Raw genomic sequence first — 15,732 nt, 5'->3', positions numbered from 1 at the left:
CCCGTCCAGAACATAGCCCCGCTACGTTAGCTCCGCATCACATTCGAATCATCCATGTGACATCGCAACAAAAGCAGAAGGCCCCGCTGTTACCGCACTGTTAATTTCTCCAGTGCATTAGCGGCAACAGCAGGGCGACGACGCGGCAAATGCGGCTTACTTCGGCGCGAGGTTCTCCAGCACCACTTCCGCGACCGCCTTCATGGTGGTGCGACGATCCATGGCCGTGCGCTGAATCCACTTGAACGCCTGCGGCTCGGACAGCCCCTGGGTCTGCATCAGCACACCCTTGGCACGTTCGACCAGCTTGCGGGTCTCGAGCCGGTCGGTCAGATTCGCGACCTCGCTCTCCAGCGCCGCGATCTCGTGGAATCGCGATGCGGCCAATTCGATGGCCGGCACCAGATCCGACTTGGTGAACGGCTTCACCAGGTACGCCATCGCGCCCGCGTCGCGCGCCCGCTCCACCAGGTCGCGCTGGCTGAAGGCGGTCAGGATGACCACCGGCGCAACGCGTTTCGAGGCGATCTCGGCCGCCGCGTCGATGCCGTCCCGACGCGGCATCTTCACGTCCATGATCACCAGATCCGGCCGCAGCTCCTCGGCGAGATCCACGGCCTGCTGACCGTCTCCCGCCTCACCCACCACGTGATAGCCCTCCTCCGAGAGCATCTCCACCAGGTCCATCCGGATGAGCGCCTCGTCCTCGGCAACCACCACCCGCTTGGGGGCGGACGCTGCAGCGTCCTTCTTCGAACCGCCCCCTGCTGTCGTTCCCATAGATGAACCCCTGTCGCTTCCGAATACCGATACCCGATGCCACCTCGCCTTGCGCCACCCTCGCAGGACCAGCACGCATCGAGTCACCCCAAAGAGTACCGTTCACCCGCCCCCACAACCCACGTACCCAGCGCAAACCGACCAGTATCACAACCCGGCAGTCCCCCGACCCCCTCGATTAGTCTCTTCTCCCCTCCACCCGCTATCATTTCTTCCCGGTGCGCCGGGTTGGCGGAACTGGCAGACGCGACGGTCTCAAAAACCGTTGTCCGAAAGGACGTGTGGGTTCGAGTCCCACACTCGGCACCACGGTCGATCCCGACTCCAGGGATCATCTTCCGGCACTCCCCCGATCCGACATGCGGCGGAGTGTCCGTTCGCGGCAAGATTTCGATGATTCGAAGATTGTGCGGCGCAATATCTTCCGCCCGATTCATCTCCACCCGGTCGTCCTGTGGAAGAAGTGCCCGGCATCGGGCCGCCTACCGTCGCCGATAGCCGGTACCGATGGGAAACATTGAGAGTCAACCGGATTCAACCCTCCGGGGCGGCGTCGGCATGCTTCTCGTCGTAACGCTGCCGTGCGGCTGCGACCTGTGGCGAGAATTCGATAATCGTGGACAACAGGTCGCCGAGCGAGTCGACGACCGCCTCGCCTGTCGGGGTCAGGCTGTATTCAACGTGAGAAGGAATGGAACGCACCAGCTTCCGATCCACCACGCCGTCACGCTCGAGGACCTTCAAGGTCTGCGACAACCTGCGCTCACTGACGCCGCCCACGGTGCGCTTGAGTTCGTTGTAGCGGAGCGTGCCGTCGCGCAGCGCGACCAGAATGAGTAGCGACCAGGTGTTGGCAATGGTGTCGAAGGCCTCCCGCACGGTGCCCGCACGCGCGAGCACCTCACCGACCGACACTCGACGTCCCGGACGCCGTTCGTCACCCATCACTCCCACGCTCCTTTCTGCGCATGCAGCCTACACTTTGCGTGTACCCGCAAATCGCATGTACTCTCATTTTGAGAGCGCTATTTCTGCCGAGGAGGTCTACGACATGGGCACCGAGTACAACGACTGGACCGTGGGCGACAGCAACACCGTCACCTTCCATGCCCCCGCCCACGCCGTCTTCGATCTGGTCACACAGGCCCGCTTCTGGCCCGAATGGCATGTCGCCAGCCACGAGGTCGGCGGCGTCACCGAACGCCCCTACCGCGTCGACGATGTGATCTACGAACACGGCCGCCTCGAGGACGGCAGCGAACAACATCTCTACTGGCGCGTGGTCGACCAGGAGTACGCCAAGTCCTCCCTGATCGTCGACGACAACGTCGGTGCGGGCCTGCAGTACTCGCTCACCGAGGACGGCGACGGCACCACCACGTTCACCCGCCGCACGCTCTACCACCCCGAGTCCCCGTTCACCCCCGCCCAGCGCGCCCTCGTCGCCGAAGCCAGCGCCGAAAGCGTCCAGGGTCTGCACCATCACCTCACCGCCCTCCTGGACAAAGAACACAGCAGCATCCCCGCGGCCTCCGCATAATCCACCACCGCGGGCGGCTGTTGCCGAAGGTCCCCCGCGAATACGCGACCCTCCGAAGGGGCCCGGACTGGCGAGGTTGCGCATTCCACCGTCGCGGGTTGCGGTCGATTCTTCGGACCACTCGGGCGCCCGTTCGGCCACGCAGACGACGGACTACACCCCCAGCAGCGAATGTGCCGCCGAATCCGGCTGAATGGCAACGAATTCGCCGTGTCGCTCAGCGAGTGAGGCGGACCATCGCGAGTTCGCATTCGATGCAATTGGTGACACCTGTAGTAGTCGCCGGAAATTCAACGAAGTTCGCGTAACCGCCGAAGGCCAGTCCCTACATGAGATCACCCGTGGCGTCGGCACCGGCCTCGCGGCGGTCCAGGGCGAAGTAAAGGCCACCGAAATCGACTGCGGTACAGGCCGTCCGACATCGCTACGGAACACGCTTTCCCGCGATGACGCACGATCGCATTCTGCGGGCGTTTGCGAGAAGTGGTGTCCGGCAGGAGGTTCGCGGATGGTCAACCTTGGGTTGACGGGCTAGGGTGGCGGGATGCGCCTTGTGTTTGCCAGCCTCGCGACCGTGGGGCATGCGTATCCGCTGGTGCCGCTGGCGGTGGCGGCTCGGGAAGCGGGGTGCGAGGTACATTTCGCGGTGGGGGCGGGGATGCACGGGGTGATCGGGCGGCATGGGCTGGGGGCATTTCGGCCGGGGGATTGTTTTTCCGAGATGTATGCGGAGGATATTGCGGGGGATCTGGAGCGGTTGCGGCCGGATCTGGTGATTCATGAGTGGGGAGTGCCGGGGGCGGCGATCGCGGCGCGGCGGGCGGGGATTCCGGGCGTGTGGCATGGGTTCGGGCGGATGTTTCCGGAGGGGATCGGGCTGGAGATGCCGACCCGGATCGCCGGGGTGGAGGGGGTGCCGCATATCGATATTTGCCCGGTCTCGCTGCAGGACAAGGAATTTCTGAAAGAGGAACGGATCGAGTTGCGGCCGGTTCCTTACCCGGAGACGGGGGAACTCGGCGCGTTGCCGGGCATATCGTCGTCTCGGCCACTGATCTACCTGACGCTGGGCACCGTGTTCGGCACACCGGGACTGCTCACGCAGGCCTTGTCCGGGCTCTCTCGGCTCGACGCCCAGGTCATCGTCGCCGCGGGGCGGCTGGATCCGGACGAGCTCGGTGCGCTGCCGGGCAATGTCAGCGTTCACGGCTGGGTGCCGCAGTCCCGCCTGCTCCCCCATGTCGATCTCGTCGTGCATCACGGGGGCAGCGGTACCACGCTCGGTGCGTTGAATTTCGGAGTGCCGCAACTGGTCCTGCCGCAGGGGGCCGACCAGTTCGCCAATGCGGATGCGCTGCAGGCGGTGGGTGCGGCGATTCAGCTCGGGGCGGGCGAGGTCGACGCGGACACGATCGCCGATCGGGCGGCGCGGTTGCTGCCGCGACGGGGCAATTCTCATCGCGAGGCGGCCGAGGCGGTCGCGGCGGAGATCGCTCGGATGCCCGGGCCGGATGAGGTCGTCGAGCGGCTGCGCGACTACATCGCGGGCCGATAGGGGGCCAGGCCCGGCTCCGATGGGCAGTACGGGGGATAAATCGGGGCGAACAGTCGGATTTCACTACGGCGGGCCGCCCCGTCGCGCATCATCGGTGTCCGTAGGTCCGAGAGCATGGTGGAGGTTGCATGCGAATCCCGATATCCACGGTGGCGAAAGTGGGGCCGGCCGGGGTCGGCCTGGCGGTGGCTGTTGTGGCGTTGTGCGCTGGGTGCGGGACGGAAACGGGCGGGTCGGCGGTACCGGCCGGGACAGGATCGACGGCGGGAGAGACGACCGTGGCCAGAGCTACGTCTTCGAAAGCATCGAACCAGCCGTCGGACGGACTGCCGGCGGCCTCGAACGGGACCGATCTCGGCGCCTGCTCCAACGGCAATTGCGAGGTCCGGGTCGACGGGCCGACCACGATTCCGGTTCCCGGATTCTCCCGGATCAGCAGTGTCCGGATCGGGCAGATCAGCCCGGGCTCGGTCACCGCGTCGACGACGGTGTTCGGATTACCGGTCTCCGGGTCGACCGGGGTCGGCGGCACCATCTTCCTGAACGGCCTGACCGTGAAGATCGTTGCCGTCCAGGGCAATTCGGCCGTGCTGCGGCTGAGCACCTAGCGGGGCACGCCGGGCCGCATCCACGTTCCGGCCGCGCACCGCACGGCAGACTAGACTTCGCGCAGGACGAGGAAACAGCGTCCTCGAACCGTGAGCACAGCGGCGCCGTAGTCCCGCACAGATCAGCGAAACGTGCGGAGGTCACGAATGCGGGTGAAGAGAATGACCGCGGACCTGTCCGAATATCCGGATCTGGTCGTGATCCTGCTCGGAATGCGGGTGCGCAAGCCGCGTGGAATCCTGCGGCTGCTGGGCGTCGGCCCCAAGCTGTACCGGTCACATCACGACAGGCCGGACGGGCTCCTGTCACACGAGGATGTGGTGTGGTCGCTGTGGCCGCCGCACTGGGGTGCGCGCCAGTACTGGCGGGATCTGGAGAGCCTGGAACGGTGGACGCGATCGGACCCGCACCGGCAGTGGTGGCAGCAATTCCTGCGGGATTCCGGCGGCACCGGATTCTGGCACGAAGCCTATTTCGCCAGGGGCGGAATCGATTCCGTGTACGACGATATGTCCACGGCCACCGGGCTGGCCCGGTTCGCACGAACCGTCCCGGCGCGGGGGCGGTTGTTCTCGACACGCGGCCGGGTCGGCGAGAGGGTCCAGGCCGGAGATCGGGCCGTGCCCGAAATCGCGCCCGTGATAACGGAATCCGCGTTGTACGACACAGCGGACACCAATAACTGTTCGGCTATTGATTTGCCGGACGCGAACGGGCATGCTCACATTCCAGGGGCGTTGACCTGTTGCCGAGCGGACACTCCGGTAAACGAGAACCAACCTCAGGTGAGCGACATTCGACCGCGCGATGAACATCGCGGTTGAAACGTGTGATTCGGTCACGGAACAGTTTCGAAGCGACAACGGCAGGCATAAGTTATCCGCATGCATGTGTTGTTCGTGTGCAGCGGAAATGTTTGCCGATCCGTCATTGCCGAGCGCCTCACCCTGGCGGTGGCCGCTGACCACGGACTACAGGAGCTGTCCGCCGAGAGTGCCGGCGTACGCGCACTGGTCGGATTCCCCGTGGAACCCCTTGCCGCACAGACGATTGTGGGCCTCGGCGGCAATGCCGACAATTTCAAGGCCCGCCGCCTCAAGGCGGAGATGGTGCACCGCGCCGACCTGGTGCTGGCCATGACCGAGAAGATTCGCGACCAGGTGCGCGAACTCGTTCCCGAGGCGCTCCCCCGTACCTTCACGCTGCTCGAGGCGTACCGGATCGCCAAGGTCAGCGGCGCGCGCACCGTGGTCGGACTGCACGCCGCGCGCAACGATCTCGCGTACGTCGGCCGGGAGAACATCTCCGACCCGGTCGGCCTGTCGCCGCAACAGTTTTGCGATGTCGGCGACCGTATCGCCGAGGCGCTGGTGCCGTTGCTGCTCGCCCTGCACGCCCATCAGCATCCGCAGGCCACACTGCGCCCGCGCAGCGCGGCGGACGGGCAGCCGCCGCTGCTGGTGATAGACGGCGGCCGGGGCGAGCAGGGCAGGCGAGCCGCACACCCGCGGCCGGCCGAATACTCCGGGCCGGCAGTCGAACCGACCCGGCACGCGGCGGAATCCGCCGGATAGCAGGCAAATCCGGCAGTCCGGGCCCTGAAGGCCGCGTGTCAATGCACCTTGCTGCCTGCTTGGTCCGGTAAAGGATTACACTCTCGCGCGGAACACCTATCCGTTCCGCCGAACGCCACTGCCGGTGGTTCGACACAAGAACAGGACCAAGGACATGCCGAAGCGAATTTCGGATGTTTCGCTCCATGTTTACGTGACACCTCAGACCCTGCACCGCGTCACCGAGACGGTGTGCCGGGTGGTCGATGAATACGTCGCCGATCGAGATATCTTCGCGTGGCGCTTCACCCTCCCGGTGGAGTGCGACGAACCCACCCACACTGTGCTCGAAACCCAGTGGCGGCTGGACAATCCCGACGTGGAGCCGGGCACCCGCCGCACCTATGAGATCGCGCTCAGCCTGGTGGGCGAGGCCCGTCAACTAACCAAGGCGGGCATCGCCAAGCTCGAGCAGCGCCTCGTGCTGGAACTGTCCGCCGACGAACCGATCCCGTACATCGTGCACGCCCTGCAGCGCGAGAACTTCGAACTCGAAGAGAACCGCGAGTTGATCTAGGCCAACTCTCGGGACTCTCAGGGGCTTCGCCCCCGAACCCCCTCGAGATTTCGGGGGCTCTGCCCCTCGGACCCCCCGAGATTCGCCGTTCCCGACACCCGGAACGCGCCGGGCCCATTACCTGGAACGCGCGTCGGGCCGCACCCCGTAGGGCACGGCCCGATCATGCACGCGTCGTCTCCGGGCGATCGCGGGTCAGCGGCGCGCCGGGAAGTGGCGGATCACGCCTTCCTGGACGGTCGTCGCGAGCAGGTCGCCGTTCCGGGCGTAGAAGTGGCCGCGGGCCAGGCCGCGGGAACCCGCCGCCACCGGGGACTCGGTCGCGTAGAGCGACCAGTCGTCGAAGCGGAAGGGCCGGTGGAACCAGATGGAGTGGTTCACCGTGGCCGCGATGATGCGATCCCAGCCCCAGGACAGCCCGTGCGTGGTGATGATGGAGTCCAGCACCGTGGTGTCGGACGAATATGCCAGCGCCGCAACGTGAATCAGCGGGTCGTCGGGCAGCTGCCCGTCGGTGCGCATCCAGACCCGGTTGTGGCCGAGGCTCTCGCCCTTGCCCTTGAGGATCCAGGCCGGGTCGTTGGTGTAGCGCATCTCGATGGGATGCGGTGCGTCGACGAACATCTGGAGCTTGTCCTCCAGACCCGCGAACGACTCCTCCACGCGCGGAAGGTCGTCCGGCCCCGGGACGTCGGGCAGGGGCGCGCCGTGCTCGAGCCCCTTGCCCCAGTCCTGGAAGGCGGCGAGCATGACGAACAGCTCCTGCCCGTCCTGGTACGCCGTCACCGTGCGGTTGGCGATGGAGCGGCCGTCCCGATGCCGATCGACGTGGTATTCGATCGGCTGCTTCGGGTCACCGCCACGAACGAAGTGCGCGTTGACCGCGTGGATCGGACGCTCCGGACCCACCGTCCGTCCCGCGGCGATGATCGCCTGCGAGACCAGCTGGCCGCCGAACGTGCGGCTCCACACCTTCTCGGGATGGTGTCCGAGGAAGATATCGGGGCCGTTCTCCTCCAGATCGAGCAGGCGCAGCAGCTCCCGCAGATCGTCGGACAGACCGGTCCCGTCGGGGTCCGCGACGACGTCCGAAGACGTCTCGTCCAGCGACGCACTCAAATTAGTGGTCCTCCTCGCCGATGCGATGCACGTGGATCAGGTTGGTGGACCCGACAGTACCCGGCGGCGAGCCGGCCACGATGACCACGAGGTCACCCTTCTTGTACCGCCCGATCGAGAGCAACGCGTTGTCCACCTGGTGGATCATCTCGTCGGTCGTGCCCACCGGAGGAACGATGAACGTTTCCACGCCCCACGTCAAGGCGAGCTGACTGCGAATCGCGGCCTGCGGGGTGAAGGCCAGCAGCGGCAGCGGGGTGTGCAGGCGGGCCAGGCGGCGCACCGTGTCACCGGACTGCGTGAAGGCAACCAGCGCTTTGGCATTCAACCGCTCGCCGATGTCGCGGGCGGCGTAGGAGATGACACCGCGCTTGGTCCGCGGCACGTGGGTCAGCGGCGGTACCCGGGTCGAGGACTCGGCTTCCACGGCGTGCACGATGCGGGCCATGGTGCGCACGGCCTCGATCGGGTAGTCGCCGACCGAGGTCTCACCGGAGAGCATGACCGCGTCCGCGCCGTCGAGCACGGCGTTGGCCACGTCGGAGGCCTCGGCGCGGGTCGGGCGGGAGTTGGTGATCATGGACTCCAGCATCTGGGTGGCCACGATGACCGGCTTGGCGTTCTCGCGCGCCATCTGCACCGCGCGCTTCTGCACCAGCGGCACCTGCTCGAGCGGCAGCTCCACGCCGAGGTCGCCGCGGGCGACCATGATGGCGTCGAAGGCCAGCACGATGGCTTCCAGATTGTCGATGGCTTCGGGCTTTTCGAGCTTGCCGATGACCGGCACCCGGCGGCCCACGCGATCCATGATGTCGTGCACCAGCTCCACATCGGAGGGCGAGCGCACGAAGGACAGCGCGATGAAGTCCACGCCCAGGTTCAGGGCGAATTCCAGGTCGTCGATGTCCTTTTCGGACAGCGCGGGCACGGACACGTCCATGCCGGGCAGCGAGACGCCCTTGTTGTTGGAGACGGGGCCGCCCTCGGTGACCCGGCAGATGACGTCGTTGTCCTCGACACGCAGCACGGTCAGCCCGACCTTGCCGTCGTCCACGAGCAGCCGGTCGCCGGGCTTGGCGTCCTTGGCGAGGTGTTTGTAGGTGGTGGAAACCCGGTCGTGAGTTCCTACGATGTCGTCGACGGTGATACGGACTTCCTCGCCGGTGTTCCAGACGGTCTTGCCGTCGCCCTCGAACCGGCCCAGCCGGATCTTCGGGCCCTGCAGGTCGGCGAGGATACCGACAGCGCGGCCGGCGGTATCGCTGGCCGCGCGCACCTTCTTGTAGTTCTCGGCATGATCGGAGTGCTCGCCGTGGCTGAAGTTCAGGCGCGCAACGTCCATGCCACTTTCGACGAGCTCACGAATCCGGTCCTCGGATGACACTGCTGGTCCGAGGGTGCACACAATCTTCGTTCGTCGCATCACGCGTTCAACCCTAGACCTGTGACAACCCTCATGCCGACCCCGGCACACACATATACAGATCTCGTAAGCACCCGTTCAGCTATCTCACGATCAACGCGCAACGTGCCGGGCCAGACGGGTTTCCAGTCGAGTCTGACCGAAGCCGAGGACCAGGCATATTACCCAGTAGTAGATTGCCGCGACGCCATAGAGCGCGAAGAAGTCGAAGGTGGGCGCGGCGGCCATTTGCGCGGTGCGCAGCAACTCGGTCACCAGGATGGTGGAAGCGAGCGACGTGTCCTTCACCAGGGAGATGAGGGTGTTGGACAGCGGGGGCACCGCGATGCGGGAGGCCTGCGGCAGGATGACCAGCCGCAGCGCCTGCGCATAGTTCATGCCGACCGAGTAGGACGCCTCCCACTGGCCGTGGGCCACCGAAAGGATCGCGGCCCGAATGATTTCCGCCGCATAGCCGCCGACATTCAGGCTGAAGGCGATGATGGCCGCCGGAAACGGCTCCAGCACGATGTTGAAGGCGGGCAGGCCGAAGAAGATGATGAACAGCTGCACCAGCAGCGGCGTGCCGCGAATGATCGAGATGTAGAAGCGCGCGGCCGCGTGCAGCGGCCACACGCTCGACATCCGGGCCAGCGCCACGAACAGCGCTATCGCCAGGCCGATCACGAAGCTGATGGCGGTCAGCGGCAGCGTCTTGGTGACCGTGGCCTCCAGCATGGGCCAGAGGTTGTGCCGCACCAGCGCCCAGGTGGCGTCGTCCATCGTCGAATTGCCCTGTGCCGCTTACTTGCTGACGTCGGTGCCGAAGTACTTGTCGGAGATCTTGGCGAGCGTTCCGTCGGCGCGCAGTTCGTCGAGCGCCTTGTTGACCTGATCGGTCAGCGCCTGCGAGTCCTTGCGGGCGGCGAAGGCCTGCTTGGAGACCTCACCGGTCTTGCCGACGACCTGGATGGTGCCGGTGCCCTGCTGCTTGGTGTAGGCGTTCACCGCCAGGGTGTCGTTGACGGTGGCGTCGGCGCGGCCGGTCTTGAGCAGCTGCACCGCCTCCACGAAGCCTGGGATGGCCTCGACCTTGCAGCCGGCGCCCTTGGCGGTGTCGGCCCAGTTGGAGGTCTCGGACTGGGCGCAGGTCTTGCCGTTCAGATCGGCCAGGGCGTGGACGCCGTCATTGCCGGTCTTGGTGACGATGACGCCCTCGGAGACGGTGTAGGGCTGGGAGAGCGAATACTTCTGCTCGCGTTCGGGTTTGATGGTGACCTGGTTGGCGATGAGGTCCACGCGCTTGGATTCCAGTGCGGCGAACAGCGAGTCCCAGGGGGCGGTGGTGAATTCCACCTTCTTGCCGATCTTGTCGCCGACGGCCTTGATGACGTCGACGTCGTAGCCGGTGAGGGCGCCGTTGTCCTGGTAGGTGAACGGGGAGTAGTTGCCCTCGGTGCCGACTTTGAGCGTGTTCGCGTCGTCCTTGCTCGAGCCGCATGCGACGAGCCCTGCGGTGGCGACAACGGCGAGCATGACGGCGGCGAGCTTACGGCGCACGACGGGGACCTCTCCTCGGGCGTGGCTGACCACGCGACAAACAACCGACAAAGGGTACGCCGCGGACCGACCGGGCGGCACGGCAACCATCATGATGCGCCAAACACTTGCGCGAACTGGCGCCCGATGATAAGCGCGAACGGCCGCCACCCGGTCGGGGAGCGGCCGTTGGAGGCGGAAGCATCGCCGTCAGTCCCGCAGCGGACGTCCCTGCAGGTCGGGGACCTTGCCGGTGAGCATGAGAATGCCGTCGATCAGCGACCACACCCCGCAGCCGCCGCAGGTGATCAGCTGCAGCACACCGATCGTGGTATAGCCCAGGTAGAACCGGCCGACACCGAAGTGCCCGATGAAGATCTGCAGCAGGCCCGCGGTGAGCTTGCTCTTGTCCGAGAATGGAACTCCGAATTGGTCGCGGCCGAACGGGGCTTCCGGGTCACCGCCGTAGGGCCCGGCCGGGCCCGGAATCGGATACGGCATCGGTTGGTCGTACGGCTGACCCGGCTGGCCGTAGGGCTGCTGGCCCGGGTACGGCTGCTGGCCCGGGTACGGCTGCTGACCGTAGGGCTGCCCATATTGCGGGCCGGTGCCGGGAACGCCGTACTGCGGCCCGTCCTGCATCGGCGGCTTGTCGAATGGATCGGTCACTCACGTCCTCCTGATCGCGGTCAGGAGCCATTCTTGCCGGACTCGACCGTCTTCGCCCGGTCGACCGCGGTGGACTCCGTCGCCTCCGGCTCGGAATCGCCGGTTTCGGAAGAGATATCGCGCGCGGCCTCGGATTCGTTGCCGGTGGCCGGGGATTCCGTTCCGGTCTCCCCTGCGGATTTTTCGGCCGTCGGCTCGTCGATCTCGGTGACGGCCGCCTTCGAATCCCCTGCCGCGGAGCCGGTTCCGGCCGCCGCACCCGCCGCACCGAACGCCCGCAGCGCACCGATCTGCCACGGCCAGGGCCGTTCCACGCCGGCGCGCAGCTGGTCGGCGGTCTCACGGCCCTTGGTGGCGAACAGGAAATAGGCCACAGCGCAGACGAATACGATCGCCGAGGTGAAGGTGTTGATGCGAAGGCCGAGGATATGGGTGGCCTCGTCGTCGCGCAGCAGCTCCACGAAGAAGCGGCCGAAGCAGTAGACCGCCACGTAGAGCGCGAACAGGCGGCCGTGGCCGATGCGGAACTTGCGATCCACGTAGAGCAGCACGGCCACGCCGAGCAGGTTCCAGATCAGCTCGTAGAGGAAGGTCGGCTGCACGATCTTCTCCGCCGGGCCCGCGGCGGTGCCGTTCATCATGTCCAGCTGGCCGCTGTGGTCGTAGCGCAGGAAGATCTCCAGGCCCCACGGCACCTTGGTCTCGCGGCCGTAGAGCTCCTGGTTGAAGTAGTTGCCGAGCCGGCCGATGGCCTGGGCCAGCAGGATGCCCGGAGCGATGGCGTCGCCGAAGGCGGGCAACGGAATCCGGTACACCCGGCAGCCGATCCAGGCGCCGATGCCGCCGAGCAGCACCGCGCCCCAGATGCCGAGGCCGCCCTCCCAGATTTTGAGCGCGTTGATCGGGTGGCCGCCGGCGCCGAAGTACTTCTGCCAGTCGGTGGCCACGTGGTAGAGCCGTCCGCCGATCAGGCCGAACGGCACCGCGAACATGGCCACGTCGAGCACCATGCCGGTCTGGCCGCCGCGCGCCACCCACCGCTTCTCACCCAGCCAGATGGCCGCGATGATGCCGAGGATGATGCAGACGGCGTACGCCCGTAGCGGGAACGGCCCAATGTTCCAGACCCCGCGCGGCGGGCTGGGAATGTAGGCCAGGACATCGGCGCCGGTGCTCTCGGCAAGGGCTCGTATGGTCACGAGTCCCCACCGTAGCCCAACAGACCTGCGGCGTGCTGTCTCAGGTCAGCGCGCGCCGTGGGATTCGCCGCCATGGGTGGCCACCGGCACCCGGTAACGCAACGGATATACGAAGCGGCGCGCATCCCCGCACCGTCGGACAATGCCCAAGGGTGCGTACCGAATTCGGTACGCACCCTTGGGTATTGCCTTGGTTACGAGGAAACCGCCGCCGAGCGGACGCCCTGCGCCAGCTCCGCCGTCAGCGTCCGGACCGCGTCCAGACCCTGCGCCGCCGCGGTCACCAGGGCCGAGCCCACGATGACGCCGTCGGCATAGGAGGCGATTTCGGCCGCTTGCGCGCCACTGCGCACACCCAGGCCGACGCCGATCGGAATATCGGAGTGGGTGCGCACCCGCGCGCACAGGGCCGGGGCCATGGAGGACACCGCGTCGCGCGCACCGGTCACACCCATGGTCGAGGCCGCGTACACGAAACCCTTGCTGGCCTCGAGGGTCTTGACCAGGCGCTCCTCGGTGGACGACGGTGCGACCAGGAAGATGCGATCCAGGTTGTGGGTCGAGGACGCCACGAACCAGTCGTCGGCCTCCTCCGGAATCAGGTTGGGCGTGATCAGGCCGAGGCCGCCCGCCGCCGCCAGATCGCGGGAGAAGCTGTCGACGCCGTACTTGAGCACCGGGTTCCAGTAGGTCATGACGACGGCCTTGCCGCCCGCCTGGGAGATCGCCTCCACGACCTTGAACACGTCGCGCACCCGGACGCCGCCGGCCAGCGCCTGCTCGGCGGCATGCTGGATGGTCGGGCCGTCCATCACCGGATCGGAGTAGGCGACGCCGACTTCGATGATGTCGCAACCGGATTCGACCATGGCCTTGCACACGTCGATGGAACCCTGGAGGTCCGGGTAGCCGGCGGGCAGGTAGCCGATGAGCGCGGCGCGGTTCTCCTCGCGGGCGGCTGCGAAGGTGTTCGCGAGGCGGGACTGCTGGCTCACTGCTTCTCCCCTGCGTTCTCTTCGGCCTTGTCGAACAGCCCGAACCACTCGGCGGCGGTGTCCATGTCCTTGTCGCCGCGACCGGACAGGTTCACCACGATGATCGCGCCCTCGCCGAGTTCCTTGCCGAGTTTCACCGCGCCCGCGACCGCGTGCGCCGACTCGATGGCCGGAATGATGCCCTCGGCGCGGCTCAGCAGCAGCAGCGCGTCCATGGCCTCGGTATCGGTGATCGGGTAGTACTCCGCCCGGCCGATGTCCTTGAGGTAGGCGTGCTCCGGGCCGACGCCCGGGTAGTCCAGACCGGCCGAAATCGAATGGGATTCGATGGTCTGGCCGTCGTCGTCCTGGAGCAGGTAGGAGTACGCGCCCTGGAACGCACCGGGGGTGCCACCGGTGAAAGTCGCTGCGTGACGGCCGGTTTCGACACCGTCACCCGCGGCCTCGTAGCCGATCAGGCGCACGCCCGGATCGTCGATGAAGGCGTGGAAGATGCCGATGGCATTGGAACCGCCACCGACACAGGCGGTTACGGCGTCGGGCAGGCGGCCGGTCAGGGCCTGCACCTGCTGGCGCGCCTCCAGGCCGATGATGCGCTGGAAGTCGCGCACCATGAGCGGGAACGGGTGCGGGCCCGCGGCGGTACCGAAGCAGTAGTAGGTCTGCTCGGCATTGGTGACCCAGTCGCGCAGCGCCTCGTTGATGGCGTCCTTGAGGGTCTGCGAACCCGTTGTCACACTGATGACTTCGGCGCCGAGCAGCCGCATGCGGGCCACGTTCAGCTGCTGGCGCACGGTGTCGACCGCGCCCATGTAGATGACGCACTCGATACCGAGCAGCGCGCACGCGGTGGCGGTGGCGACGCCGTGCTGGCCCGCGCCGGTCTCGGCGATGACGCGGGTCTTGTTCATGCGCTTGGCCAGCAGCACCTGGCCCAGCACATTGTTGATTTTGTGAGAACCGGTGTGGTTCAGGTCTTCCCGCTTCAGCAGGATGCGCGCGCCGCCGGCGTGCTGCGCCAGGTTCCGGCACTCGAACACCGGCGACGGGCGCCCGGTGTAGTCACGCTGCAGGCGATCCAGCTCGTCGAGGAAGTTGGGATCGACCCGGGCCTTGTCGTATTCGGCGGTGACCTCTTCGATCACGGCCATCAGCGCCTCGGGCACGTGCCGCCCGCCGTACACGCCGAAGTGCCCGCCCAGATCGGGTTCGTGGCTCTTGTGCGTGATGCCGTCACTGGCCTGCGGGAGGCCGAGAACGTTCTTGCCGGAGGCCATTTCGGAAGAAACTCCGTGAGTTTGCGTCATCGGCTCTGTCACCGTCCCCGGCGAACCGGCTTCGGGCACGACGGGTGGGTTCCGGCGGTCACCAGCTCGGCCACCGCCGCGCGCGGGTCGCCGCTGGTCACCAGGCCCTCGCCGACGAGCACGGCGTCCGCGCCCGCCCCGGCGTAGGCCAGCAGGTCGGCGGTGCCGCGAATGCCGGACTCGGCCACCCGGATCACTTCGCTGGGCAGGCCGGGGGCGATGCGCGCGAACACATCCCGGTCCACCTCGAGGGTCTTGAGGTTGCGGGCGTTCACGCCGATCACGCTGGCGCCGGCCTCGAGGGCGCGGTCGGCCTCCTCCTCGGTGTGCACCTCGACCAGCGCGGTCATGCCGAGCGATTCGGTGCGGTCGATGAGCGAGGACAGCACGTCCTGTTCCAGGGCGGCCACGATCAGCAGGATCACGTCCGCGCCGTGGGCACGGGCCTCGTGGATCTGGTACGGGCCGACGATGAAGTCCTTGCGCAGGATCGGAATGTCCACCGCCACGCGGACCGCGTCGAGATCCGCGAGCGAACCGCCGAAGCGCCGCTGCTCGGTCAGCACGCTGATGATGCGCGCGCCGCCGTCCTCGTAGGCCCGGGCCAGGTCGGCGGGGTTCGGGATGTCCGCGATCGCACCCTTGGAGGGGCTGGCCCGCTTCACCTCGGCGATCACTCCGATCCCCTCCGCGTGCAGGGCGGCCTTGGCGTCACGCGGGGATTTGGCCTGCGCGGCGGCTGCCTTCACCGCCTGGAAATCCAGAAGGGCTTCCCGAGCGGCCACATCCGCGCGGACCCCGTCGAGAATCGAGTCGAGTACCGTCATCTGGCTCGAATCCTTTCTGGGGAGACGGACTTGCTGCCTGAGAATCCCCCCAGGCGCTGTC

Annotated in this window: 17 protein-coding genes and 1 tRNA gene; 7 read left to right on the top strand and 11 right to left on the bottom strand. The window is 66.8% G+C overall.

What is annotated here, in order from left to right:
* Nucleotides 1–156: 156 nt before the first annotated feature.
* On the bottom strand, nt 157–780 hold the full coding sequence (locus ACFXKA_RS04130; protein WP_213560578.1) for an ANTAR domain-containing response regulator: 624 nt from the start codon (nt 778–780) through the stop codon (nt 157–159).
* 222 nt (nt 781–1,002) lie between these two features.
* On the opposite strand from ACFXKA_RS04130, the gene ACFXKA_RS04125 reads away from it, so the two are divergent.
* Nucleotides 1,003–1,089: transfer RNA gene (locus tag ACFXKA_RS04125), tRNA-Leu, on the top strand.
* A 225-nt stretch (nt 1,090–1,314) separates the two neighbouring features.
* Here ACFXKA_RS04125 and ACFXKA_RS04120 read toward each other — a convergent pair.
* Nucleotides 1,315–1,725 carry a helix-turn-helix domain-containing protein gene (locus ACFXKA_RS04120; RefSeq protein WP_354846084.1) on the bottom strand — a complete coding sequence of 137 codons (411 nt, stop codon included), beginning with the start codon at nt 1,723–1,725 and terminating at the stop codon, nt 1,315–1,317.
* Between the two features lie 58 nt (nt 1,726–1,783).
* On the opposite strand from ACFXKA_RS04120, the gene ACFXKA_RS04115 reads away from it, so the two are divergent.
* The 6 genes from ACFXKA_RS04115 (at nt 1,784) to ACFXKA_RS04090 (ending at nt 6,614) form a co-directional block, all read left to right on the top strand.
* Complete coding sequence (locus ACFXKA_RS04115) at nt 1,784–2,320, top strand: SRPBCC family protein (RefSeq protein ID WP_379425964.1); 537 nt, start codon at nt 1,784–1,786, stop codon at nt 2,318–2,320.
* A 544-nt stretch (nt 2,321–2,864) separates the two neighbouring features.
* Entirely contained in the window at nt 2,865–3,875 is a 1,011-nt protein-coding gene (locus ACFXKA_RS04110; RefSeq protein ID WP_379425962.1) for a glycosyltransferase, read from the top strand.
* Nucleotides 3,876–4,153: 278 nt separating this feature from the next.
* On the top strand, nt 4,154–4,483 hold the full coding sequence (locus ACFXKA_RS04105) for a hypothetical protein (protein ID WP_379425961.1): 330 nt from the start codon (nt 4,154–4,156) through the stop codon (nt 4,481–4,483).
* A gap of 147 nt (nt 4,484–4,630) precedes the next feature.
* Entirely contained in the window at nt 4,631–5,308 is a 678-nt protein-coding gene (locus ACFXKA_RS04100; RefSeq protein WP_379425959.1) for a phenylacetaldoxime dehydratase family protein, read from the top strand.
* A gap of 60 nt (nt 5,309–5,368) precedes the next feature.
* Complete coding sequence (locus ACFXKA_RS04095; RefSeq protein ID WP_354846072.1) at nt 5,369–6,058, top strand: low molecular weight phosphatase family protein; 690 nt, start codon at nt 5,369–5,371, stop codon at nt 6,056–6,058.
* Nucleotides 6,059–6,251: 193 nt separating this feature from the next.
* Nucleotides 6,252–6,614 (top strand): hypothetical protein, encoded by a 363-nt coding sequence (locus ACFXKA_RS04090; protein ID WP_379425958.1) that lies wholly within the window; start codon nt 6,252–6,254, stop codon nt 6,612–6,614.
* Between the two features lie 195 nt (nt 6,615–6,809).
* On the opposite strand, the gene ACFXKA_RS04085 is transcribed toward ACFXKA_RS04090, so the two are convergent.
* The 9 genes from ACFXKA_RS04085 to trpC all read right to left on the bottom strand — a co-directional run bounded on the left by ACFXKA_RS04085 (nt 6,810) and on the right by trpC (nt 15,671).
* Nucleotides 6,810–7,673 (bottom strand): acyl-CoA thioesterase, encoded by an 864-nt coding sequence (locus tag ACFXKA_RS04085; protein ID WP_379402199.1) that lies wholly within the window; start codon nt 7,671–7,673, stop codon nt 6,810–6,812.
* A gap of 61 nt (nt 7,674–7,734) precedes the next feature.
* Nucleotides 7,735–9,159, bottom strand: a complete 1,425-nt coding sequence (gene pyk, locus ACFXKA_RS04080) for a pyruvate kinase (RefSeq protein ID WP_354846067.1) — start codon at nt 9,157–9,159, stop codon at nt 7,735–7,737.
* A 90-nt stretch (nt 9,160–9,249) separates the two neighbouring features.
* Nucleotides 9,250–9,918, bottom strand: coding sequence for an amino acid ABC transporter permease (locus ACFXKA_RS04075; RefSeq protein WP_379425956.1), 669 nt, complete (start codon nt 9,916–9,918; stop codon nt 9,250–9,252).
* A 21-nt stretch (nt 9,919–9,939) separates the two neighbouring features.
* On the bottom strand, nt 9,940–10,695 hold the full coding sequence (locus ACFXKA_RS04070; RefSeq protein WP_354846061.1) for a transporter substrate-binding domain-containing protein: 756 nt from the start codon (nt 10,693–10,695) through the stop codon (nt 9,940–9,942).
* Between the two features lie 189 nt (nt 10,696–10,884).
* Nucleotides 10,885–11,343, bottom strand: a complete 459-nt coding sequence (locus tag ACFXKA_RS04065; protein ID WP_354846058.1) for an NINE protein — start codon at nt 11,341–11,343, stop codon at nt 10,885–10,887.
* Between the two features lie 20 nt (nt 11,344–11,363).
* Nucleotides 11,364–12,542, bottom strand: a complete 1,179-nt coding sequence (lgt, locus tag ACFXKA_RS04060) for a prolipoprotein diacylglyceryl transferase (RefSeq protein ID WP_379425954.1) — start codon at nt 12,540–12,542, stop codon at nt 11,364–11,366.
* Between the two features lie 194 nt (nt 12,543–12,736).
* The gene (trpA, locus tag ACFXKA_RS04055; RefSeq protein ID WP_354846053.1) at nt 12,737–13,537 is read right to left on the bottom strand and encodes a tryptophan synthase subunit alpha; all 801 of its coding nucleotides are present in this window, start codon (nt 13,535–13,537) and stop codon (nt 12,737–12,739) included.
* Complete coding sequence (gene trpB / locus ACFXKA_RS04050; RefSeq protein ID WP_354846051.1) at nt 13,534–14,844, bottom strand: tryptophan synthase subunit beta; 1,311 nt, start codon at nt 14,842–14,844, stop codon at nt 13,534–13,536. Before trpB ends, trpA begins: the two co-directional genes overlap by 4 nt.
* A gap of 8 nt (nt 14,845–14,852) precedes the next feature.
* Nucleotides 14,853–15,671 (bottom strand): indole-3-glycerol phosphate synthase TrpC, encoded by an 819-nt coding sequence (gene trpC, locus ACFXKA_RS04045; protein WP_354846048.1) that lies wholly within the window; start codon nt 15,669–15,671, stop codon nt 14,853–14,855.
* Between the last annotated feature and the right edge of the window lie 61 nt (nt 15,672–15,732).

This window comes from Nocardia sp. NPDC059228 (assembly GCF_042754245.1).
Taxonomy (GTDB): domain Bacteria; phylum Actinomycetota; class Actinomycetes; order Mycobacteriales; family Mycobacteriaceae; genus Nocardia.
The sequence above is the reverse complement of the archived record's forward strand: the minus strand, read 5'-3'. Positions and strand labels throughout refer to the sequence as shown.

Bases quoted from the DNA above. Each gene is read 5' to 3' on its own strand.
- ACFXKA_RS04095 (WP_354846072.1), top strand. From the start codon at position 5,369: ATGCATGTGTTGTTCGTGTGCAGCGGAAATGTTTGCCGATCCGTCATT.
- trpC (WP_354846048.1), bottom strand. From the start codon at position 15,671: ATGACGGTACTCGACTCGATTCTCGACGGGGTCCGCGCGGATGTGGCC.
- ACFXKA_RS04115 (WP_379425964.1), top strand. From the start codon at position 1,784: ATGTACTCTCATTTTGAGAGCGCTATTTCTGCCGAGGAGGTCTACGAC.
- ACFXKA_RS04110 (WP_379425962.1), top strand. From the start codon at position 2,865: ATGCGCCTTGTGTTTGCCAGCCTCGCGACCGTGGGGCATGCGTATCCG.
- ACFXKA_RS04075 (WP_379425956.1), bottom strand. From the start codon at position 9,918: ATGGACGACGCCACCTGGGCGCTGGTGCGGCACAACCTCTGGCCCATG.
- ACFXKA_RS04100 (WP_379425959.1), top strand. From the start codon at position 4,631: ATGCGGGTGAAGAGAATGACCGCGGACCTGTCCGAATATCCGGATCTG.
- ACFXKA_RS04120 (WP_354846084.1), bottom strand. From the start codon at position 1,725: ATGGGTGACGAACGGCGTCCGGGACGTCGAGTGTCGGTCGGTGAGGTG.
- trpB (WP_354846051.1), bottom strand. From the start codon at position 14,844: ATGACGCAAACTCACGGAGTTTCTTCCGAAATGGCCTCCGGCAAGAAC.
- ACFXKA_RS04130 (WP_213560578.1), bottom strand. From the start codon at position 780: ATGGGAACGACAGCAGGGGGCGGTTCGAAGAAGGACGCTGCAGCGTCC.